The following is a 21739-nucleotide window of genomic DNA, read 5'->3' as shown; positions in this document are numbered from 1 at the left end:
CCCTTCCGGCTCTGCGATTTTTCGCAACCCGATATCTGCCTTGTTCAGACCGGCAGCCAACCCGCGGCGAGGGGGTGATCTGTAGCAAGCGGCAGGCGTACGATCAGGCCTTCCCTTGCCGATGCATAGATTGCCGTAACAAGCTCGATCGAGTGATAGCTTTCCTGAAGCGATGGCAGATAGAGGTCCGGCTTCCCGGTGAGACGCGCATGGACATCCACGAATAGTCCCGGAAACCGTGGAAGGACGTCGGGTATTTCTCGGGTTGCCGCATCGATCTCGGGCTGCCGCGACGGGTCGGTGGCTTCGAACTTCCACGGTCCCGCCCCGATCTGATAGGCCTCTGCGCCTGACGTGACCGTGACGTGCTCGAAACACATCCTCAATCGCGAACTGTTTCCGGCCGCACCCAAGGTGACCGACGATGTGATCAGCGCGCCCTGCGCGGTGCGCATGGAAAGCACCGCGCAATCCTCGGTCTCGATCGGATTGACGCGGGTATCGAGGAAGGCGGCGACCTCCACGACATCTCCGACGAGATGAGTCATGAGATTGTGGATATGGCATGCATGGCTGACAAGTACGCCGCCGAGTTCGCCTTTCCATGTGCCCCGCCAGCGTTCTGCGTAATAATCGGGGCCCCGCTGCCAATGTGTCTCCAGCGCTACAACGTAAGGCCGGCCGAGGAGCCCTCGGACCTTCAATTCGTGTGCAGCTCGGTAGCCGGCGCCATAACGATACTGGAATACGGGAAAGACCTGCCGCCCCGTTCGTTTGGAAAGGTCGGCGATCCGGCGCACCTCGGTTATTGAACCGGCAAGCGGTTTCTCGCAGACGACGTGCTTTCCTGCTTCCAGGGCGGCAAGTGTCATCGGCGCATGCAGTTGAGGCGGCAGGCAGATGTCGACCAGATCCACGAGAGGATCGGCGAAGACCTGGTTGATGTCGGGAACAGCCTGGCTGCCCGGCGCCTGTTGCGCCGCGTCCTCGGCGCGAGGCAGGTTGAGATCGCAGACGTAACGGACGTCGAATAGTTCAGCCAATTCGGCATAAGCGGCGATATGCGCCTTGCCTATACCCGCGCCGATGACGGCGACCCGGACACGCTCCGTCATCGGTCTGTTTTCTCTTCCGCGACAAGTTGCGCCTGCAGTCCCAACCGCGTCGCGAGGAACGCATGAGACTGGCCCATGGCCGTCTCGGTTCGCCTTTCCACGTCGGCGGCCAGGCGGGCGAAAAACGGCTTTCCGGCGCCGCTCGCCTCGAACCGCTGTACACCCGACTTGTCGACCAGGAAGACGTGGTCCGGGCCGTCCCGGCCGGCGATGTCGATGTATTTGCGCAGCTCGATATAACCTTCCGTCCCCAGAATGGTCATCCTGCCGTCGCCCCAGACGGGAAGACCGTCGGGCGTCAGCCAATCGACACGGGCATAACCCCGGCCGCCATTACCCTCTAGCAGCACCTCGCCGAAATCCTGGAATGCAGGCCGATCCGGATTTGCGACATTGGTCACATGGGCGGAAACAACACGTGCCTCAGTCGACCCGGTATAATGGAGGAACTGATCGAACTGATGGGCGCAGATATCGGCGAGAATTCCGCCGCAGCGAGCTCTGTCCCAGAACCAATCCGGCCTCAGATGTGCATTCAAGCGATGCGGTCCGAGACCGACCGTCTGAACCACCTTGCCGATCCGACCTTGGCCAATCAGCTGGTCCGCCAGGGTGGCGCTCTCGACGGAGACACGTTCGGAAAAGGACACGGTCCAGCGTCGCCCGGTCTCCGCGACGGTGCGTTGGATGTCTGCCAGCTGTTCCAGGCTGGTGCAGCCGGGCTTGTCGACCAGAACGTCCTTGCCGTGCACCATTGCCGCCACCGCGATATCGGCGCGCTCGCTGTTGATCCCGGACGACAGGACAAGGACAATGCTTTCATCGTCGAGGATGGCCTGCATCGACCGGGCCGGCAGATCCGGATAGGTTTCCTGGAATGTCTTGCGGGCCGCCTCTGGGGTCTCCTCGCCCGTTGTCCACGCTACGAGCGTGGCGCCGGCATCCAACATGCCGTTGATCATGCCGTAGATATGTCCATGGTCTATGCCGATGACGCCGATCCGAAGGTTAAAAGCCATGGGAACTACCTGTTCAGGTGGATGCCGCGAGCGCGGAGCATGGATTGTATGTTGACCAACGAGCCCGTTTCTATGGAAGCGTTGGCAGCGATGCCGGTGAGGATGGACCAGGCGCCGGCAACATGATCGGAAGCCCGGCCATAAGGATCGGGCTGCATGCTTTCCGGATCAAAGATATAACCCAGCATGACCGGATCCGCGCCGCCGTGATCCCCCGTCGCCTTCGGAACGGTGAGCTGGCGCGGAGGCTCGCCGGCCAGGTGGAGTTCGGTGGTGATCGCATCTTCGTCCGCATGGGCGCGTTTGCCGCCGAAAACCCCATGGACCTCGACATGGCGATGGGTAATGTCGCCTTTGGTGCCCTGGAACTTGATCTCCAGCCCTTCCCAGGGCGAATAGGCAGTCAGGGTGTAATTGGCGGTGACGCCCGAAGCGTAGCGGATATGCGCCTGCATCGTATCTTCGATGCCAATCTCCTCGTCGAATACGCAGAGATCGCGGAAATAACCGTCTTCCTGCTCAGCTTCCACATAGAGCTTGCGCAGGTTTTCGTCGGCTGCAAGGTCGAGGCGGAAATCGCACTTATAGGCGACGGGACAGTCGCTGCAGCGTGGCCCACGGCCCGCGAGGCCAAGCTCCACTGCCATTTCCGGTCGATAAAAGACGCGTCGGCCGGAGGCCAGGACTTCCGTCGGCGCGGTCCCCAGCCACCAGTTGAGAAGATCGAAATGGTGGGTCGATTTATGGACCAGGAGGCCGCCGGAATTCTCTTTCTGGCGGTGCCAGCGGCGGAAATAATCGGCGCCGTGAACCCGATCGAGGTGCCAGCGGAAATCGACCGCCGTCACGGTACCGATCGCTCCCGATGAAATCAGCTCCTTGATTTGGGTGCGTGCCGGCGAATAGCGATAGTTGAAGGTCACGGTGACCTTTCGGCCCGTGCGCGCCTGAGCATCGACGATCTGCTTCAGACGGCTGAGATCGATCGTCAGCGGCTTTTCGCAAATGACGTCGCAGCCGGCCTCGAAGGCACGAACGATGTAATCGGCATGCAGGAAGTCCGGTGTCGCGACGACGACCGTATCCGGCCTCTGTTCCGCGATCAGGCGGTCGAAATCGGCGGCAAGATAAGTCGCGACGCCGTTCGTCCCGGGTTTTGAGGCCGCTTGCGCCGCTTCGCCGAGGCGATGGGCGTTGCTGTCGCAAAGGGCAACGATCTCATGTTTATCGGCATAATCTTCAACGACGGAATTGCGGAACATCTGATGCCGGGAGCCGCATCCAACAATGGCGATCTTCACTGTGCTTGGCTTTCTTTCTGGATGGGTTCGATGCGTTTGCCTGCGCTATCGAAATAGTGGAGTTCGGAGAGGTCGAATCCGACGGTAACCGGATCGCCCATCCGGTAGGGCGTCCGTCCGTTGTCGCTGGCCAGCAGCACCTGGCCTGAAGACAGCGCGATATGCAGCAAGGTCTCGCTACCGAGATATTCCACCAGCCGGATCGTGCCTTCGCCCGTGACATCGCCATTGCCGACACGCAGAGACGAAGGCCGCACGCATAACGTCAGCGCCGGATCCTCGGTCGGAAGCTCGGCAATCGAAAAGTCGGGCATGCCGGCCACCGACACAGTGGTCTTTCCGGGCCCGCGGGTTGCCCTTGCCTGTAGCATGTTGATCTTCGGAGAGCCGATGAAGCCTGCTACGAAGAGGTTCTGCGGCCGTGTATAGAGTTCCTGGGGCGTGCCGAGCTGCTCGATCTTGCCACCGCGCAGGACCACGATCCGGCTTGCCATGGTCATCGCTTCCACCTGGTCGTGGGTCACATAGATCATGGTAGTGCCGAGGCGGGCGTAGAGCGAGGCCAGTTCCGCGCGCATCTGCACGCGCAGTTCCGCGTCGAGATTGGAAAGCGGCTCATCGAACAGGAAAAGCTGCGGCTCACGCACGATCGACCTGCCGATGGCGACGCGCTGCTTCTGGCCGCCCGAAAGCTGGCGCGGCTTGCGGTCCATAAGCTGCTCGATCTGCAGGATGCGCGCGGCGTCCGCCACTCGCCGCTCCACCTCGGCGCGCGATACCTTGAAGTTCTGAAGGCCGAAAGCCAGGTTCTTTCGCACGCTCATATGCGGATAGAGAGCGTAGCTCTGAAAGACCATTGAAAGCTCGCGTTTCGAGGCGGGCAAGTCGTTGACGACCTTTCCGCCGATCGAGATCGTGCCTTCGCTGATGTCTTCGAGGCCTGCGACCATGCGCAGGAGCGTCGATTTTCCGCAGCCCGATGGACCGACGAGAACAAGAAACTCGCCGTCGTGGATGTCCAGATTCAGCCCCTGGATGATGGACAGCGCCCCATAGCGCTTGCCGACGTTTCGAAGCGTCAATCCTGCCATGCGTCTTGTTCCCTATTTCATTCCGGAGGTGGCGATGCCGCGCACGATGAGTCTCTGGAACAGGACGAAGAAGATGACGACCGGGACCAGCGAAAGGACCGACATCGCGAACATCTGGCCATAGGCGGACTGCCCTTCCTGATCGAGGAAGAGGCGAAGCGCCAGCGGCACGGTGTAGCTCTTGATGTCGTTGAGGTAGATGAGCGGGGCGAGAAAATCCTCCCAGACCCAGATCAGCGAAAAGATCGCCGCCGTGCCCATGGCCGGCAGCGAAAGCGGCAATATGATTGCCCAATAGATCTTGAAGGGCGAACAGCCGTCGATCATTGCGGCTTCGTCCAGCTCGCGGGGCAGTTGCCGAAAGAACTGCACCATCAGAAAGATGAAAAAGGCATCGGAGGCGAGGAAGCGCGGCACCACGAGGGGCAGATAGGTGTCGACCCAGCCGAGGTTCAGGAACTGAACATATTGGGGGATGAGAACCACGTGATAGGGGATCATCAGGGTCATCATCATCAGCGCGAAGAAGAAGCTGCGCCCGGTAAAGTTCAGCCGTGCAAAGGCATAGGCCGCGAACGAGCAGGAGACCAGATTGCCGATCACCGACAGGCTCGTGACGATCGCCGAGTTCACGTAGAAGACCGTGAAGGATATCGGCAGCGCGTACCAGCCCTTCGTGTAGTTCTCGAACCGAAATTCGGAAGGCCAAAGCGTCAGGCTGCCGAAAATCTCGTTTTCCGGCTTCAACGAGGAAGCGAGCAGCCAGAACAGCGGATAGAGCATCACGCATGACACGGTGATCAGGAAGATGTGCTTGAGGATTCGGCCGTTGCGATCGCGTTTGTCCCGCTTCAGCCGAAGCTCGTGAGCGATGCGCGCGGCCTCATCCACCTGGATGGCGATTTCCAGATCAGTCGCGCTCGTTTTCATAGTGCACCCAATATTTGGAAGTGAAGAAAGCGATCGCGGTGAAGGTCGCTATGATGACCAGCAGGAACCAGGCAAGCGCCGATGCATAACCCATGCGGAAGAACTTGAAGGCCTCGTTGAACAGGTAGACCGTGTAAAACAGGAGGCTGTCCGCCGGGGCGCCGGTGCCGTTGGAAATGATGAAGGCGCTGGAAAAGGTCTTGAAGGAATCGATGGTCTGCAGCACCAGATTGAAGAAGATCACCGGAGCAAGGAGCGGCAAGGTGATGCGGGTGAATTGCCGCCAGCGCGGCGTGCCGTCGATTTCCGCCGCCTCGTACAGATCCCGCGGAATGCCGCGAAGGCCAGCCAGAAAGATCAGCATCGGCGAGCCGAACTGCCACATGGCGAGCACAACGATCGTGAAGAGCGACGTGTCGGGATCGGTGATCCAGGAGGCACCCTGGATTCCCACCATTGCCAGAACCTGATTGACGACACCGTCGGCGGCGAAAAGCTGACGCCACAATATCGCGATAGCAATCGAAGAGCCGAGCAGGGACGGCAGGTAGAAGATGGCTCGATACAGGCCGATCGTTCGCAAGCCCTTGTCGAGCAACATGGCGACACCGAGGGCCATGATCAGGCGGGCGGGCACAGCCAGTGCTACATAGGTGAAAGTGACCTGCAGCGCTTTCCAGAAGCGCCGATCCCGCGTGAACATGTATTCGTAATTGCCCCAACCGATCCATCGGGGGGCGCTCACCATGTCGTAGCGGGTGAAGGATAGGTAAAGCGACGCAAGAATCGGCCCCAGGGCGAGCAGAAAAAATCCGATCAGCCATGGGAGAAGAAACACATAGGCCGGTGCATTGCGGGCAAAAAAACGTCTCATCGAAACGACCTTGTTGTCGGAAGAGAGGCCCCGGCGGCAGGAATTGCCGGGGCCTTGATATTCCCGCACCGATTACTGGGCGCGCTCGACGATCGACTGGGCGTCTTCGATGAAGGTGCCAGCGGCTTTTGCAATTTCCACCTTGCCAAGCACGACGTCGGTGCCGGCACGCATGAAGGCGTCTCGCACCTCTCCCGCTCCCTTTGGGGCAGGAAGCGGCAGAGGACCAACCTTGCTCTGAATCGCTGCGAAGTAGTCGACCGAGAGTTTTTCGACCTCCGTAAGCTTGGGGGTCAGCGCTGCACGGATTTTTGGCGAACAGGGAATACCGCGTTCGAGACCGAGAATGCCAGTGATTTCGGGATCGTTGACCCAGGCATTCATATAGGCAATTGCGGCCTCCGTGTCCTTGGCGTCCCGGCTGAGAGACAGGAACATCGAGGGCTTGATGAACTGGCCAGGCTTGCCGCCCGCCTTATGGGGCACCATGGCGGCACCGATCTTGTCTTTTGCCACCGACTGGATGCCGACCAGCTGGTTGGACCAGTAGTGCGACATGGCAGTATCGCCGACGGCGACGCCCGATTCGGCAATCGGCGGGTCGAGAATAACGGTCTTGTTCTTGTCGCGAACGACCCCTGCCTTGCGCAGGTCAGCCCACATCTGCCACCAGCTTGCAACGTCCCCGGCTGTTGCCGTGACCTTGCCGTCGGGGCTGTAGAATTCGCGACCGTTCTGGCGAACCCAGGATTCGAAGGTTTCGATCATCAGGGACAGGTCGTCCGAGCCCTTCATCTTGCCTCCGGACTTGGCGGTAATCTTTTCGCATGCCTTGGCAAAGTCGTCCCAGGTCCAGTTGATCAGGTCTGCGTCGATGCCCGCTTCCTGGAATGCGCGCGTATTGTAGACCATGACCTGGCTGTTCGAGCCGATGTTGAGGGCATAAAGCTTTCCGTCGACCCTGCCGCCATCGAGGGGGCCTTTGTCGAAGTCGGCGATCATCAGGCTCTTGCCGGCGAATTCATCGAGAGGCTTCAGAGCCCCGCGATTGACATATTCGAACAGGAACCGGTAATCCATCTGCACCAAGTCGGCCATGTTCCGGCCTGCGGTCTGGGTCGCCATCTTGGTCCAGTAGTCGCCCCAGCCGATCGTTTCGCCGGAGACGGCGATGCCGGCGTTCTTCTTCTGGAATGCGTCGATAACGGCAAAGGTGCGCTTGTCGCGCTCCGGATTGCCCCACCAATAGTGGCGGATGGTGCGCGTGGCAGCAAGCGCCGGCATGGCCGGAAGCGCAGAAGCAGCTGCCGCCGCTCCTATCGTGCCCAATAAAGTTCGCCTTGTCAGTTTGGTCATTTCGTCCTCCTCCTTCTAACTCCGGAGCGTCTCGTCGGCGCCGGATGCGTTGTGGTTGTTCCATGGTTTGTCGCGTACCGGCTCCTCCTGCCGGACACGCTCCATTCTTTTCGGCGCAGTTCGCTACACGAAGCTGCGCAAAAGTTCAGTCAGGCAGAGCATCGCCATCGCCTGCCCGTAAGGCATGGATGTCAGCTTGATCTGCCGGTAGAAATCGAGATCGCCGCCCATCGCCGTGCCGAAAGAAACCTGCCGGAGCTCTCCCTCCGGGCTGATGTTATCGATCACGCCTTTCATGGCTTTCTCGGCGGTCTCCAGATACTCGATGCCCAGATACCGCTTGCGCACACCCTTCATCAGACCATAGGCAAAGCCGGCGGTCGCCGAGGCTTCCAGATAGCTCGACGTATCGTCGATCAGCGTGTGCCACAGGCCCGATGGATGTTGGTGGAGTTTCAGCGCTGCCGCCTGCCGGCCGAGCAAGGACACGAGATGGCGGCGGACGGGATCACTCTCAGCCAGGTCCAGGAGTTCGATGAATTCCGGAATGGCGATGGTGATCCAGCTATTGCCGCGTGCCCAGCGAGCGCGGGCAAAATTGTGATTGCCGTCGAACGTCCAGCCATGGAACCAGAGGCCGGTTTGCGTGTCGCAGAGATATTGGGCGTGCACCAGGAATTGGTATTTTGCCTCCTCCACGAATTCCGGGCGCTTGAGCACGAGGCCGATCTTGGCAAGCGGCAGCACGCTCATCATCAGCGTGTCGTCCCACATCTGCTGATCATTGACGCTGTTATAGACGATATGCTGCAGCCCACCTTCGCGGGTACGCGGCATTTCATGCATCACCCATTCGGCCCATGTTTCCAGGTAGGGCCGCCAACGGGGATCTCCCGTCAGCTCGTAGAGATGGGCAAGCGTCAGAAACGGTGCGACGGTGTTGATGTTCTTTGTGGGGGTTCCTTCAGCAAGCCGGGCTTCAAACCAATCGACGATGATATCCATCACCTTCTGGTTGCCGGTCAGCTGCCAATATTTGAGAAGGCCAAAAAGCGCGACGCCATGGGTCCATTCCCAGCCCGCCCAGCCTTTGGTGTCGATAACCCGGCCGTCGTCGAGGCGCAGGAGGAATTCGCCGGTGCGATCCTCGATATGGACAAGGTTGTCGATCAGCCGATCGATGAGGCCGCACACATCGTGGCGCTCGATAAGATGTTGCTTTTGCCGCAGCAGCGGATGCATGCCGGACGTCCTCCACAAATATTCGGAACGATATTCCGGATTTTAAGAAATCACACTCTCCATGGCTTTTCAACCGTGTTTTTCTGTTGCACTCTGTGCCTGTTCCGCATGCTCACCTGTATCTTGACACAGGTTTTTTCAAATTCCAGAATAAGATTTCGAAAAAAATAGAACGCGCTATGTCAGAGTTGAACCCAAAAACCGAAAATGTCGCCGCCGTCCTCAAGGTTTTCGCCGTGATGGAGGCCTTGGTCGAGGGAAAGAAGGTGAGCCTTGCCGATCTCGCTCAACGAGCCATGACGTCGAAGACCACAGCGCATCGCCTGCTGCAGACCATGGTGGAACTCGGTTATGTGGAGCAGGATGCTGAGACGGAAAAATACGGCCTGACGCTGAAACTCTTCAGCCTGGGCGCTCGCTCGCTGACCGAGCAGACGGATCTGCTGCGTGTTGCGGATCAGGCGATGGGAAAGCTCTCTCGGGTAACCGGTGAGTCCGTCAATCTCGGTATTCTCGATGACCGCGACCAGAAGGTCGTCTACATCCACAAATACGATTCCGCCTACAGTCTCTCGATGAAATCGACGCTCGGGCTCCGCAACCCGCTGCACAGCACCTCGCTTGGCAAGGCGCTTCTTGCATGGCGTGACGACGACGAGATCCGGGAGCGGATCAATAAGATGGAATTGACGAAGCTCGCGCCGCGCACCATCACCGATCCGCAGGAATTGTTTGCCCAATTGCAGGCGGCCCGCAGTCGCGGCTTTGCCGAGGAGGTGGAGGAGAGCGAAGCGGGTGTGCGATGCATGGCGGCACCGATCTTCAACTATCTTGGAAAACCGATCGCAGCGGTCTCGATTTCCTTTCCGATGTTCCGGTTCGACGAAAGCCGCAAATCTGAATATACCGATCTTTTGCGCACGGCAGGGCTCACGGTCTCCGCCGGGCTCGGCTACCAGCCCGCAAAGAACTAACGCCTGGCGCTTTCAACGCCGATCGGACATTGCGGAAGCGAAGCGGCTCAAAGAGCCGCCAAGATGCCGCCATCGACGTAGAGCACTTGGCCGTTGACGAAATCCGATGCCGGAGAAGCCAGAAAGATCGCTGCACCGGAAAGTTCCTCCGGCTGACCCCAGCGGGCGGCGGGGGTGCGGTTCTTCACAAAGGCGTCGAATACCGGATCGTCCATCAGCGCGTGGTTCATCTCGGTCGCGAAATAGCCCGGGCCGATGCCGTTGACCTGAATGTTGTGATGGGCCAGTTCCGTCGCCATGCCGCGGGTCAGCATTTTCAGCGCGCCTTTCATTGTCGTGTAGGGCACGACGGTCTTGCGGCCGACCTTGCTCATCAGCGAGCAGATGTTGATGATCTTGCCGCTGCCGCGTTCGATCATCCCAGGCAGCACGGCTTGCGAGGGAAGCACTGCGCCCATCACGTGGGTGTCGAACATCCGCCGCCAGGTTTCGGCGCTCTGCTCGAGGAAGGGCGCGCGGATCTGAATGCCGGCATTGTTGACGAGGATATCGACCGCGCCGATGCCGGCGAACGCCGCCTCCGTTTCGTCGGCCCTGGTGATGTCGCAGACCATCCCCGAGGCCTCGTAACCCTCCGTCTTCAATTGGTTCACTGCTGCCGAAAGCGTCGCCTCATCGCGCCCGTTCAGCGTGACCCGCGCTCCGGCGGAGGCGAGTCCGCGTGCCATGGCAAGGCCGAGGCCGCGGCTCGAACCGGTGAGGACGGCATGGCGTCCCCGCAGATCGAAAAGTGGATGTTGGACGTTCATCGAAATTTCTCCTGCATGGCCTGAATACCGGGAAAGGCATCCATAAGATAATCGTGACGAGGTCAAGGTGCTGGATCAGACCGCGGCAATATCCTTTGTCAAGAAGCAAGGTGTCGCCGGGGCGGGTCGGGTAGGCATCGAAGATGCGGACCTTTACTATCCGCCCGGAGGTTTTATATAGATGACTAGAATTATCATGTTATGAGGCGCGCCTGAGCAGTCCGTTGCGGCGCCTGATAGTGGATATGATATTTGCAATGGCAGATGGCGAAGGATTCCGGTGTTGAGTTATTGGCATTCCATGGCTTGGCATACGGAGGGGATAAGGGTTGTCGCTCCGGTCAAGTGGCGTCGTTTCGACGGATTGGTGAGTGTCTTCTGGGAAGCCGAAAGCCAGTCGGGTGCCACAGGCTACTATTTGGCGGATGACCCGCGCATCATGATTTTCTTCAACGACGTGTCGTCTCGAATTCGCGTGTCGAACCGAGACGGCTCGCAGGGCTACCGCCCGATGACCCGCGCCGTTTATGTCCCGGCCGGCGTTCCCATGTGGACCAGCAGCGAAACCAAGCACCGATTTTCCCACCTCAACCTGCACATGCACCGGGATCGGTTGCTGCGGTTCCTGTCGCCCTCGGTTGGGGCCTCCGCCGCCTTGGCCGCGGTGCGCCGGCCGGTGGAGCTTCAGGATGTCGGCGCCATAGAGACGCTGGCGGGCCTGCTGGTCGACGAGATATCGAGCCCGGCAAAGCACGCCGTCTATGCCGAAAGCCTGGTGGGCAGCATCGTCGCCGGCCTTCTCGACATACCCGACCATGAAGCCGAAAAGGCCAATGGCAGGCTTACTCAAGCGCAGATGAACAAGCTGGTATCGCGTTTCGACGGCTCGAACGACTGCCGCTTGACCGTTGCCGAAATGGCGGCGACCGTCGGTCTTTCCGAAAGCTGGTTCTCCAACGTCTTCAAGCAGACGACGGGCAAGACGCCACTGCAGTGGCAACTCGCCAGGCGCATCGATCTGGCCAAAAAACTGCTGGTCGACAGCGATCTGGCCGTCGCGGAGGTCGCGGCCCAGCTGGGTTTCACCGACCAGGCACATCTGACCAAGGCGTTCAGGCAGATTGCCGGCGATACGCCGGCTGCCTGGCGCCGGATGCGACAGATCTGCTGATCTTCAGGCACCGTAAAGTCAACTGACACCAGCCTCTTCCGCTAAGCGACTATCGCCGACGTGTCGAAAGACCGGTGTTCGACATCGCGGGAATTGACCATAGCCCCTGCCAGCTGCCGGAAACTCACGGTTCCAACCGGCTTACCTGACGGATCGACAACGGTCACGTCGCCGTCAGGTGCAGAGACGAGCGCGCGTATCGCTTCCTCGATCGTGACATTTGCTGGAATGGTGGGCTGCTCACCCCCAGTCCGGGAACGTAAGGGAGCCATGACCGCTTCGACCTGCACGACCCGTCCGCGGTTCACTTCTTTGACGAAATTGGCCACATATTGATCCGCTGGCCTCAGGACGATGTCCTGGCTTGTACCTTGCTGTATGACCTCGCCGTCGCGCAGGATGGCGATCTGGTCTCCCAGCCGGAGAGCCTCATCGAGATCATGTGTGATGAACACGATCGTTTTCTTGATCTCGTTCTGAATATCGAGAAGAACGGACTGCATGTCCATGCGGATGAGCGGGTCGAGTGCAGAATAGGCTTCGTCCATCAGGAGGACAGGCGCATCGTTCGACAAGGCGCGGGCAAGTCCGACGCGCTGCTGCATTCCCCCAGACAGTTGATTGGGGTACTTATGCTCGAACCCCTTCAGCCCGACGCGCTCCAGCCATCTCATTGCGACGTCGATCGCTTTGGAGCGGCCGATGCCCTGAACCTCAAGGCCGAAAACGGTGTTGTCGACCACGCTCCGGTGCGGCAGCAAGGCGAATTTCTGAAAGACCATTGCCGTCTGATGACGCCGAAAGTTTCGCAGTTCGTCCTTGTTCATCTTTACGACATCCACCCCGTCGACCAGCACCTCACCCGCGGTCGGATCGATGAGGCGGTTGATATGGCGGATGAGCGTGGACTTGCCGGAACCCGACAGGCCCATAATGACCTGAATACAGCCTGACTTGATGTCCAAATTGATATCGCACAGCCCCAGCACATGGCCATGTGCATCGTTAAGCTCTGTCTTCGTTAGACCGTTGCGGACAGCATCGACATAGGCGGCGGGGTTGGCGCCGAAGATTTTGTAGAGATTGCGGATTGCGATGCCGCCCAAACCTTGCTCAGCCATGAACGATCTCCCGATGCTTCTGGAGCCGCTTGCCATAGGCCTGGCTGACCCGATCGAAGATTATGGCGATCCCAACGATTGCGAGGCCGTTGAACACGCCGAGGGTAAAATACTGGTTGGCGATTGCCTTCAGCACCGGCTGGCCAAGCCCCTGAACGCCGATCATCGAGGCGACCACCACCATCGCCAGCGCCATCATGATCGTCTGGTTGATCCCCGCCATGATGGTTGGCAGGGCAAGCGGCAGCTGCACCTTGAAAAGCTTCTGGGTCTCCGAGGTGCCGAAGGCGTCGGCAGCCTCCAGAACATCCTTGTCGACGAGGCGGATACCGAGATCTGTCAGCCGGATCATTGGCGGTATGGCATAGATCACCACGGCGATGAGCCCGGGGACGCGGCCGATACCCAGCAGCATGACGACCGGAATGAGATAGACGAAGCTCGGCATGGTCTGCATCACGTCGAGGATCGGGTTGACGACCCGCTGGACGCCGTTCGAACGCGCCATGAGTATGCCGATCGGCAGGCCGACGGCAATCGACAGGACGGTGCAGACAAAGATCATCGCGACAGTACGCATCGTGTCGGTCCACATGTCGAAATAACCGATCAGCAGGAGCGTGATCAGACAGCTCAGTACGATTTTGACACTTCGGCTCGCAAACCATGCAATAGTGAGGATGATCGCCGTGATGATCGGCCACGGGGTCTGTGTCATGAAGCGATCGGCCGCCAGCAGAAAGCTCTGCAGAGGCGAAAACATGCTTTCGATCGTATCGCCATAGGCGCGGGTGAAAGCGCGAAATCCCTCGTCGATCGCTTTCTTCAAGTTGCGAAGTGCGTCGTCATCCATATGTGGAAATTTATAAAACCATTCCATTCGGTTCCCTTTCTCTGGAAAGAGCCGTGTGAGGTCTTTTTCTTCTTTTGACGGCAAGCGGAAGGGGCGATGCGTTTGGCGCATCGCCCCAAGGTCCTGTTAGAGCGCTGCCTCGATCTTCTTGGCGGCGTCCGTTGAAACCCACTTGGTCCAGATGTCCTTATTTTCCTTCAGAAAATGCTTGGCGCCATCCGCACCGCTGGCCTGATTGTCCGTCATCCATGCCATGAGCTTGCCGATGGTCTGGTTGCTCCAGGACCGCTTTTCGAGATAGGTCATCACCTCGGGTCCTGCTTTCTCCGAAAAGGGCTTGGCGACCAGAGTGACGATCGTGTCGATCGGCCAAGAATTCGGCTTCGGATCCGGGCAATCGGCAACCGTGTTGCAACGCTTCCATTCAGCCGGGTCGTTTTTCACGCCGGCCTCAAGTTTCACCATCGGGTATTTGCCGAGCAGCGCCGTCGGCGCCCAGTAGTAAGTGGCAAAACTCTTCTTCCGCTCATATGCCTTTGCGATAGCGCCGTCCAAACCGGCTGCCGATCCGGTGTCTATCAGCGTGAACTTGGCCTTTTCCCCGCCGAACGCCTTGAACAGCTGGGTTGTCACGACGGTGCCACCCCACCCCTGAGGACCGTTGAGGATTGCGCCTTTGCTCGGGTCTTCCTCACCCGGGAAGAGTTCGGGATGCTTCAGCAAATCCGGAATGGTCTTGATGTCCGGATGCGCGTCCGAGACATATTTCGGGATCCACCAGCCCTGATTGCCGCCGTCCGGCAATGGAGATCCAACCTTCACGATCCGGCCCTCCTGCGTGCCCTTCGCAACCACGTCGGGAAGCAGGTCGATCCAGGCCTCAGGAGCGATATCAGGCTGGCCCTTTTCCGCCATGGAGGTGATGGTCGGCACGGTATCTCCAACCGTGATCTCCGCCTGGCAGCCGTAACCTTCGTTTAAGATGAACTTATCCAGATTGGAGATGACCTCCGCGCTTTGCCAGTTCATGCTCGCGATCGTGACGCGGCCGCACCCGGCGGCACTTGCCGCCGATGCGCCGGCGAACACTCCGACTAGCACGCAACCCGAAGCCAAAAGCTTATTCATAGCACTGTTCCCTTTTTTTAGCGGCTTGACGTAGAATGCGGGACGCCGCGGATACCCGATTCACAAGTGCTTGGGAGCGTCTCCCAAACTCATCGATTTCTCGAACGCTGCCGTCAGTCCGCAAGCAATCGCTCTCTCGAAACCCGCAGCGCGCATTGTCTCGATCGCGACGGCCGTGGTGCCGCGGTAATCGAGGAAGGTCTGCACGATTTCGGTGGGACAGGTCTCACGCATTTCCATGAGACGCCCCGCGCCAATGATAATCGCGTTAACGGCACGCCTGGCCATCGCGACGGGGATGCCCCGGGAGAGGGCATCCCGCATCATTGCGTCGGCAAGAAGCGCCGGAAGGGCGGGGCCGGATCCGGACAGGCCGGTGAAATAATCCATATCGGTTTCGCTGTGCACTTCATCCTGAACACCGCAGGTCTCGAACAGGGCTCGGACAAATGTGCGTTCTTCTTCACTGACCTCCGGGGTCGCGATCCACGGCGTGTAGGACCGGCGGACCTCGACCGCTGCATTCGGCAACGAACGAACGACACAGGCGGTCTGATGATGGTCGCTCAGCGAGTCCAACGGAACGCCTGCCATGACGGAAATCAGCAGCTTGCCCTTCGCATCGACGTTAAGGTCACGCCAGTCAGCGGGGCGGACGCAGAGAATGATGACATCCGAGCGGTCGGCGAGGGCCTGATTGTCCAATGTCCAGAAAGCCTCTTCGAAACGATCCGGCCGCTTGTTGCGATAAGAGAGCGACAGGTCCCGAGGCTTGACGAAGCCGGCGTCCAGCACCGCGCCGGCAAGGGCGCTGCCCAGCCAGCCGTTGCCGCCGATCACGCCAATTCTCCAGCCCCTGCCAGCTTCCACCTTGCTCTCACCCTTGTTTATAGCCGTGCCGCGCGTAGAAGCGATCGAGTTCCCGCTGTTGCGGAATCTGACCGGTGTAGATTGCGATGTATTCGGGAATGCGCTTCATACGCAGTCCGATATCCTCGGTGGACTGCATGGAGATGTAGCCGATCTGGACCAAATACGTTGTTCTCGCGCGAACGTCCGCAGGCTCTTCGTCAAAGCCGAACCGCACGAACATACGGCTCAAAGCGTCTATTCGGGCCAGATCAGCCTGCTGAACTTCAACCTGAATTTCCGGAGATTGCAGTGCCCAACTGCGAATTGCAAACTCGAACTGGGAGTCGAAGAGATCTTTGTTGAGCCAGCAATCGAAGACATTCAGCATCGCTTCCGCAAGAGATTCCGCATATGCCTCGGACTGCTTCACCAGGTTGCCTGTGTTCTTGTCCCTCCAGCGCAGTATCAGCGTGCTCAGCAGTTCCTCCCGATCCTTGAAGAACCAATAGAAGCTTGTCCGCGATAGACCCAGCTTCTTGGCAAGCGGCAGGATCTTCACCGAATCTACGCCGGATTCGAGCAGCGCTTCGTAGGCGGCTTCAAGCCAACCCTCCTGAGAACCACGCCAGCCGCCGTCATTTACCGCCTGTTCCATAGGCACTTCTTAACAAATTCATAACCGCACTTCAAGTGAAATGTACATCAATGTCAACTGTAGGTACGGCGATGTTTTCAATATTGACATAACTGTACATTCCTGTTTAGCCTTATGCGCAAAGGCCAAAACCGGAGCCCGTCGCATGTCGAACGATCCCCTCCTTCAGCCCTACACACTGAAGCATCTGACCCTACGCAACCGTATCATCGTTACATCGCATGAGCCCGCCTATCCTGAGGATGGCATGCCGAAGGAACGTTACCGTGCCTACACCGTGGAGCGGGCGAGAGGCGGCGTGGCCCTGACAATGACGGCGGGGTCGGCAGCGGTGTCGAAAGACAGTCCACCGGTCTTCAATAACCTGCTCGCTTACAAGGACGAGATCGTTCCGTGGATCCGGGAAATGACCGATGCCGTGCACGAAGAGGGCGCGGCTATCATGATCCAGCTGACCCATCTCGGCCGGCGCACCCGTTGGGACAAGGGCGATTGGCTGCCGGTGGTCGCGCCGTCCCATCATCGTGAAGCGTCGCACCGCTCCTTCCCGAAGAAGATGGAGTATTGGGACATCGAGCGTATTATCAGAGATTTCGCAGACGCAGCCGAGCGCATGAAGGCGGGCGGCATGGACGGTGTCGAGTTGGAGGCTTACGGTCACCTGATCGATCAGTTCAATTCGCCGCTCACCAATGAACTGGACGGGCCATATGGGGGCTCGCTCGAAAATCGCATGCGTTTCTGTTTCGACGTCTTCAAGGCGATGCGCGAGCGCGTCGGAGACGACTTCATCCTCGGCGTTCGCTACACGGCCGACGAATGTCTCCCCGGAGGTACTGGAAAAGCTGACGGCATCGAGATTTCGCGACGGCTGCGCGACAGCGGTCTGATCGACTATCTGAATGTGATCCGAGGTCACATCGATACGGATGCCGGCCTGACGGACGTCATTCCGATCCAGGGCATGGCGAACTCGCCACATCTCGATTTTGCCGGTGAGATCCGCGCCGCAACCCAATTTCCGACCTTTCATGCGGCAAAAATCCCGGATGTGGCGACGGCACGGCACGCCATTGCCGCGGGCAAAGTGGACATGGTCGGGATGACGCGCGCCCACATGACGGATCCGCACATCGTTCGCAAGATTATCGAAAAGCGCGAGGAGGATATTCGCCCTTGCGTCGGCGCGAATTACTGTCTCGACCGCATTTATCAGGGCGGGATGGCCTTTTGCATCCACAATGCGGCAACTGGTCGCGAGCAGACCATGCCGCATACCATTGCAAAATCCGACACCCGCAGGAAGGTGGTCATTGTCGGAGCCGGGCCGGCTGGCCTCGAAGCGGCGCGCGTGGCCGCCGAGCGGGGTCATGCGGTCGTGGTCTTCGAGGCGGCCAACAATCCCGGCGGGCAGATCCGCCTCACCGCGCAGAGCGAACGCCGCCGTGAGATGATCAGCATCATCGACTGGCGGATGAGCCAATGCGAGAAGCTTGGTGTCACGTTTCATTTCAACAACTGGGCGGATGCTGACATGATCGTAGCGGAAGAGCCCGACGTGGTCATCATCGCAACAGGTGGACTACCGCATACCGAGGTTCTGTCGAAGGGAAATGAGCTTGTCGTCTCCTCCTGGGATATCATTTCGGGCGACGTTAAGCCGGGCACCAATGTGCTGATCTTCGACGATGCCGGCGACCATGCCGGCTTGCAGGCCGCGGAATTCATCGCCAAGACAGAGGCCAAGGTCGAGATCATGACGCCCGACCGCTCCTTCGCGCCGGAGGTCATGGCGATGAACCTTGTTCCCTACATGCGCTCGCTGCAGAAACTCGACGTCACCTTTACCGTCACCTACAGGCTGCAATCAGCGGAAAAGAGCGGCAACCAGATCATTGCCCATGTCGGCAGCGACTATGGCGGCGTTGAAAAGCAACGGACCGTCGACCAGATCGTCATCAATCACGGTACGATCCCATTGGACGACCTTTATTTCGAGATGAAGCCCGGCTCGAAGAATCTCGGTGAAGTTTCTTACGACCAGCTGATTTCCGGCGCACCGCAGACGGCCGAGCGCAATCCCGCGGGCACCTATCAGCTCTTTCGGATTGGCGACGCTGTCGCTGCTCGCAACACGCATGCAGCGATCTATGACGCATTGCGGCTTGCCAAGGATATATGAACATGGCCCGCAGCCAGGCCTTGCAGGATTTTCTGAATGCCGCGATCGTCGCGTTCGACCGGTTTGTCGAGGATTCACGGGCCCGGCAGTCACAGACGCAGATATTTGCGCACCTGCAAACATCGCTGCCGGAGCGGGTGAATATCGCAAAGCGGCTTCCGGTTTGCGGCCTGTATTTGCAGAGTGTCTTGGCGGCAAAGGCGGAGCAACCCTCGTTGAACATCTTGCTCCGGCGCTTCGCAGCGTTGGAGGCGCAGCTCGAATGGAACTGTCGCTCGACCTATGACAATTCAGCCAGCGCAAATTTTCCGATGGGCCACGCCAATACCATGATTGTCGGGCCGGGCGGTCTCGAGGACCGTCCGGACGTGTGGCTTGGCGCGACCTTGATGGCGCCGAACGTGCGGTATCCGGATCACGATCATGCACCGGAGGAAATCTATCTCGTCCTGTCGGATGGCGAATTCATGCAGGGCGATTCCGGTTGGTTCACGCCGGGCATGGGTGGCTCTTTCTACAATCCACCTGGAATCCGGCATGCGATGCGCTCGGGCGAGAAGCCCCTCTTCGCATTCTGGGCACTTTTGCCCGACCAGCGGAAACATTGAAGCAAGGTGATCGATAGTTTCTTCGGTCATCCCTGCTAGTGTTTAAGGCCTTACCGATCGACCACGAGGTCACTGAGCGGCTTCGAACAGCAGGGCAGGAATAACCCGGCATCGATCTCCCGCTGGCGGATCCCGCCATTGTGGTTCATGTCGACGGATCCGGACACCAGTTTTGATTTGCAGGTGCCACACACCCCGTTGGAACATGAAGAGGGGAGTTTCACGCCAGCTTTTTTCGCGCAGGACAAGATGGTTTGCTCGCCTGAAACATCGATTTTACGGACTTGCTTGGCAAACTCCACCGTGAACATTCTCGTGGCTGCTTCCCGGACAACCGGAAGGTCGATGTCGTCGATGACCGCAGCGTCGAAGCTCTCCTCGATATAACGGGACGACGGAACGCCGAGCCCTGCGGCAATCCCGCGGGCAGCAGCCATGAATGGCGCCGGGCCGCAGCACATGACGACACGCTCTGCAATGTCAGGTACGGCCAGCTTCATGTAGTCTGCCGAGATGCGCCCGGTAAGGCCAGGCCAATGGGCTTCGCCGGCGGTGATCTCAGGTAGGAAATGCAGGCGGAGCTGCTTTCCTCTATTCGCCAGGCAGGCGAGCTCTTCCCGAAAGATCAAGTCTTTGGGGCTTCGCGCAGCATGCATGAATACGACGTCGATGGGTTCAAAGGTATCCGCCAGTTCGCGGACGATCGACATGACTGGCGTGATCCCCGACCCGCCAGACAGAAGCAGCAGTTTCTTGGCATTGGGCCGGATGAAATGCCCGAGCGGTCCATTGCCCTTCATCATTGAGCCAGCTGTGACGTTGTCATGAAACCAGTTGGAAATCTTACCCCCTGGCACGCGTTTCACGGTGACTGAAAACGCGTTGGTGCGCTGCGGCGAGGAGGATATGCTGTAACAGCGACTTTCGGGCTCTGCGTCAATTTCGAGATCGAACAGGAAATACTGGCCGGCTTTGAAGGCGAACCTTTTTCCAAGCGAAGAAGCGAATGTGAATGTTTTTACATCGTGCGTTTCCTGGTGGACGTCGATGCAAACCAGACCCTCGTCCAAATCCCGGTTCCAGAATTCAGTTTTCTCTATCCGATCGACAGATGCGAAAGCGCTCTTAATATCCATGCGCCCGCATCCGATCGATGTACCAGGTGGCGAATTTGTCGAGGTTCGTCTCCGAGAATGGCGAATAGGGACCGGGCACATAGGCAGGGTCTTCGACGCCGGCATGGGAGCGCGCGACGAGTTCCGCGTCCTGATCCGTGGTCGCCACCCAGACATTCGTCAACTTCTCAAGGTCGTAGTGCACGCCCTCGACGGCGTCCTTGTGAACGAGCCACTTCGTGCGCACCAGCGTCTTGTCGGGCGAAATTGGAATGACTATCGCCACGATGGCATGGTCACCCATGAAGTGGTTCCAGCTGTTATGGCCCCAGAGATGCATATCGCCGAGGTCCTTGCGGGTCATCGTTCCTAAAAGTTTGGATGATGCCGCCGTGGCGTCCGGGGTCTGGGATTCGCCCGCACCGGAAATGATAAGGCGCTGCGTCCTGAAATTGGTCTCACAATCGACGAGTTGTTCGATGGCGGCGGATGGGTAGCCGTCTGCTGTCCATTGAAGGATGCGCTCTTCATAGAGAGCAAGATGCTCTTCGGCCTGCGCCCTGTCTTCTGGGCTGAGTGTCTCGGGATCGAAACCGAAATCCAGATCGACGAAAGAGACGCAAAGCTCCGGGTGGTTTGCCGAGCAATGGTAACACTCACGATTGTTCTCCATCGTCAGCTTCCAGTTGCCGTGCTCGATCACATCGGTTTCGAATGCGACTTTGGAATTGCCAATATCGTAGGGCGCCAGGCGCTCGGTCATCGCCAACTCGAGCCGAGTAATGTCCTTTGGTGGATTGTCGGCAAGGCAAACATAGATGAGGCCGCTGATCGACTTGAAGGTCACAGGCTTCAGGCTGTGACACTCTTTGTTGAAGCTCTTGCCCATATGGGGTGCATAACTCAGCTCCCCGCTGAGTTCGTATGTCCAGGTGTGATAGGGACAGACCAGCTTCGAGACGATCGTCTTGCCGGGATTGAGGAGGCGCGAGCCCCTGTGGCGACAGACGTTGTGCACGACGCGGATTTCGCCGTCATCGTCGCGCAGCAGGATCAGGCTGGTTTTGCCGATGTCGATAACCGCAGCGTCGCCGGGCTCGGGCACGTCGCATTCAAGTCCGACGCAGATCCAGTGCCGACGAAAGAAGACGTCGATATCCGCTTCGAACACGTCTGACCGGGTATACAGGCCCGCTGGCAGAGCATGGCCGTCAGCACGCGCGTCCAAAAGTGACGAGATCGAAGACGCAAGTTTGTTCAGCATGAAGACCTCTTTGCCAGCTTTCGGGCAAGAGTGACCTTGCCATGCAATTCGTTCAACGGCATAAATTGTTACGTTGGCA

At 58.9% G+C, this 21739-nt stretch carries 20 protein-coding genes; 4 read left to right on the top strand and 16 right to left on the bottom strand.

The annotated features are described in order from the left end of the window. Positions 1–44 precede the first annotated feature (44 nt). The 8 genes from AC1D3C_RS01365 to bglB form a co-directional block, all read right to left on the bottom strand. The gene (locus AC1D3C_RS01365) at positions 45–1115 is read right to left on the bottom strand and encodes a Gfo/Idh/MocA family protein (RefSeq protein WP_477481597.1); all 1071 of its coding nucleotides are present in this window, start codon (positions 1113–1115) and stop codon (positions 45–47) included. After that, positions 1112–2134: a Gfo/Idh/MocA family protein gene (locus tag AC1D3C_RS01360; protein WP_477481596.1), complete on the bottom strand. Its 1023-nt coding sequence runs from the start codon at positions 2132–2134 to the stop codon at positions 1112–1114. The genes AC1D3C_RS01365 and AC1D3C_RS01360 overlap by 4 nt, the downstream gene beginning before the upstream one ends. A 5-nt stretch (positions 2135–2139) precedes the next feature. Then, positions 2140–3435, bottom strand: coding sequence for a Gfo/Idh/MocA family protein (locus tag AC1D3C_RS01355; RefSeq protein WP_477481595.1), 1296 nt, complete (start codon positions 3433–3435; stop codon positions 2140–2142). Next, the gene (locus tag AC1D3C_RS01350; RefSeq protein ID WP_477481594.1) at positions 3432–4526 is read right to left on the bottom strand and encodes an ABC transporter ATP-binding protein; all 1095 of its coding nucleotides are present in this window, start codon (positions 4524–4526) and stop codon (positions 3432–3434) included. The genes AC1D3C_RS01355 and AC1D3C_RS01350 overlap by 4 nt, the downstream gene beginning before the upstream one ends. Positions 4527–4538: 12 nt before the next feature. Then, positions 4539–5456, bottom strand: coding sequence for a carbohydrate ABC transporter permease (locus AC1D3C_RS01345; protein WP_477481593.1), 918 nt, complete (start codon positions 5454–5456; stop codon positions 4539–4541). Continuing rightward, complete coding sequence (locus AC1D3C_RS01340) at positions 5437–6330, bottom strand: carbohydrate ABC transporter permease (RefSeq protein WP_041366645.1); 894 nt, start codon at positions 6328–6330, stop codon at positions 5437–5439. The genes AC1D3C_RS01345 and AC1D3C_RS01340 overlap by 20 nt, the downstream gene beginning before the upstream one ends. Before the next feature lie 72 nt (positions 6331–6402). Further along, positions 6403–7686 (bottom strand): ABC transporter substrate-binding protein, encoded by a 1284-nt coding sequence (locus tag AC1D3C_RS01335; protein WP_477481592.1) that lies wholly within the window; start codon positions 7684–7686, stop codon positions 6403–6405. A gap of 123 nt (positions 7687–7809) precedes the next feature. Next, complete coding sequence (gene bglB, locus AC1D3C_RS01330; protein WP_477481591.1) at positions 7810–8928, bottom strand: beta-galactosidase BglB; 1119 nt, start codon at positions 8926–8928, stop codon at positions 7810–7812. A 179-nt stretch (positions 8929–9107) separates the two neighbouring features. Between bglB and kdgR the strand changes: the two genes are divergently transcribed. Then, positions 9108–9902, top strand: coding sequence for a DNA-binding transcriptional regulator KdgR (gene kdgR / locus AC1D3C_RS01325; RefSeq protein WP_040125612.1), 795 nt, complete (start codon positions 9108–9110; stop codon positions 9900–9902). Between the two features lie 47 nt (positions 9903–9949). Here the strand turns inward: kdgR and AC1D3C_RS01320 are convergent, their stop codons facing one another. Further along, positions 9950–10711, bottom strand: coding sequence for an SDR family oxidoreductase (locus AC1D3C_RS01320; protein WP_040125611.1), 762 nt, complete (start codon positions 10709–10711; stop codon positions 9950–9952). Between the two features lie 283 nt (positions 10712–10994). On the opposite strand from AC1D3C_RS01320, the gene AC1D3C_RS01315 reads away from it, so the two are divergent. Continuing rightward, positions 10995–11882 carry a helix-turn-helix domain-containing protein gene (locus AC1D3C_RS01315; protein ID WP_173426784.1) on the top strand — a complete coding sequence of 296 codons (888 nt, stop codon included), beginning with the start codon at positions 10995–10997 and terminating at the stop codon, positions 11880–11882. Positions 11883–11923: 41 nt separating this feature from the next. On the opposite strand, the gene AC1D3C_RS01310 is transcribed toward AC1D3C_RS01315, so the two are convergent. The 5 genes from AC1D3C_RS01310 to AC1D3C_RS01290 all read right to left on the bottom strand — a co-directional run bounded on the left by AC1D3C_RS01310 (position 11924) and on the right by AC1D3C_RS01290 (position 16491). Beyond that, positions 11924–13003, bottom strand: a complete 1080-nt coding sequence (locus AC1D3C_RS01310; protein ID WP_040125609.1) for a quaternary amine ABC transporter ATP-binding protein — start codon at positions 13001–13003, stop codon at positions 11924–11926. Continuing rightward, positions 12996–13883, bottom strand: coding sequence for an ABC transporter permease (locus AC1D3C_RS01305; RefSeq protein ID WP_040125608.1), 888 nt, complete (start codon positions 13881–13883; stop codon positions 12996–12998). The genes AC1D3C_RS01310 and AC1D3C_RS01305 overlap by 8 nt, the downstream gene beginning before the upstream one ends. 99 nt (positions 13884–13982) lie before the next feature. After that, entirely contained in the window at positions 13983–14984 is a 1002-nt protein-coding gene (locus AC1D3C_RS01300; RefSeq protein WP_040125607.1) for an ABC transporter substrate-binding protein, read from the bottom strand. 60 nt (positions 14985–15044) lie between these two features. Beyond that, positions 15045–15824: a pyrroline-5-carboxylate reductase family protein gene (locus tag AC1D3C_RS01295; RefSeq protein ID WP_080719389.1), complete on the bottom strand. Its 780-nt coding sequence runs from the start codon at positions 15822–15824 to the stop codon at positions 15045–15047. A gap of 37 nt (positions 15825–15861) precedes the next feature. Continuing rightward, entirely contained in the window at positions 15862–16491 is a 630-nt protein-coding gene (locus AC1D3C_RS01290) for a TetR/AcrR family transcriptional regulator (protein ID WP_040125605.1), read from the bottom strand. A 145-nt stretch (positions 16492–16636) separates the two neighbouring features. Here AC1D3C_RS01290 and AC1D3C_RS01285 point away from each other — a divergent pair, with 145 nt between their 5' ends. Both AC1D3C_RS01285 and AC1D3C_RS01280 read left to right on the top strand, forming a co-directional pair. Further along, positions 16637–18673, top strand: coding sequence for an oxidoreductase (locus AC1D3C_RS01285; RefSeq protein ID WP_477481590.1), 2037 nt, complete (start codon positions 16637–16639; stop codon positions 18671–18673). Positions 18674–18675: 2 nt separating this feature from the next. Continuing rightward, entirely contained in the window at positions 18676–19281 is a 606-nt protein-coding gene (locus tag AC1D3C_RS01280; protein ID WP_157885345.1) for a dimethylsulfoniopropionate lyase, read from the top strand. A gap of 50 nt (positions 19282–19331) precedes the next feature. Here the strand turns inward: AC1D3C_RS01280 and AC1D3C_RS01275 are convergent, their stop codons facing one another. Both AC1D3C_RS01275 and AC1D3C_RS01270 read right to left on the bottom strand, forming a co-directional pair. After that, positions 19332–20417 carry an FAD-binding oxidoreductase gene (locus AC1D3C_RS01275; RefSeq protein ID WP_040125602.1) on the bottom strand — a complete coding sequence of 362 codons (1086 nt, stop codon included), beginning with the start codon at positions 20415–20417 and terminating at the stop codon, positions 19332–19334. Continuing rightward, on the bottom strand, positions 20407–21660 hold the full coding sequence (locus tag AC1D3C_RS01270; RefSeq protein ID WP_477481980.1) for an aromatic ring-hydroxylating oxygenase subunit alpha: 1254 nt from the start codon (positions 21658–21660) through the stop codon (positions 20407–20409). The genes AC1D3C_RS01275 and AC1D3C_RS01270 overlap by 11 nt, the downstream gene beginning before the upstream one ends. Positions 21661–21739: the final 79 nt, after the last annotated feature.

It is taken from the genome of Neorhizobium sp. P1_A6, from assembly GCF_056406795.1.
Note: the sequence above shows the minus strand (reverse complement) of the source record. Positions and strands in the feature narration are given on the sequence as shown.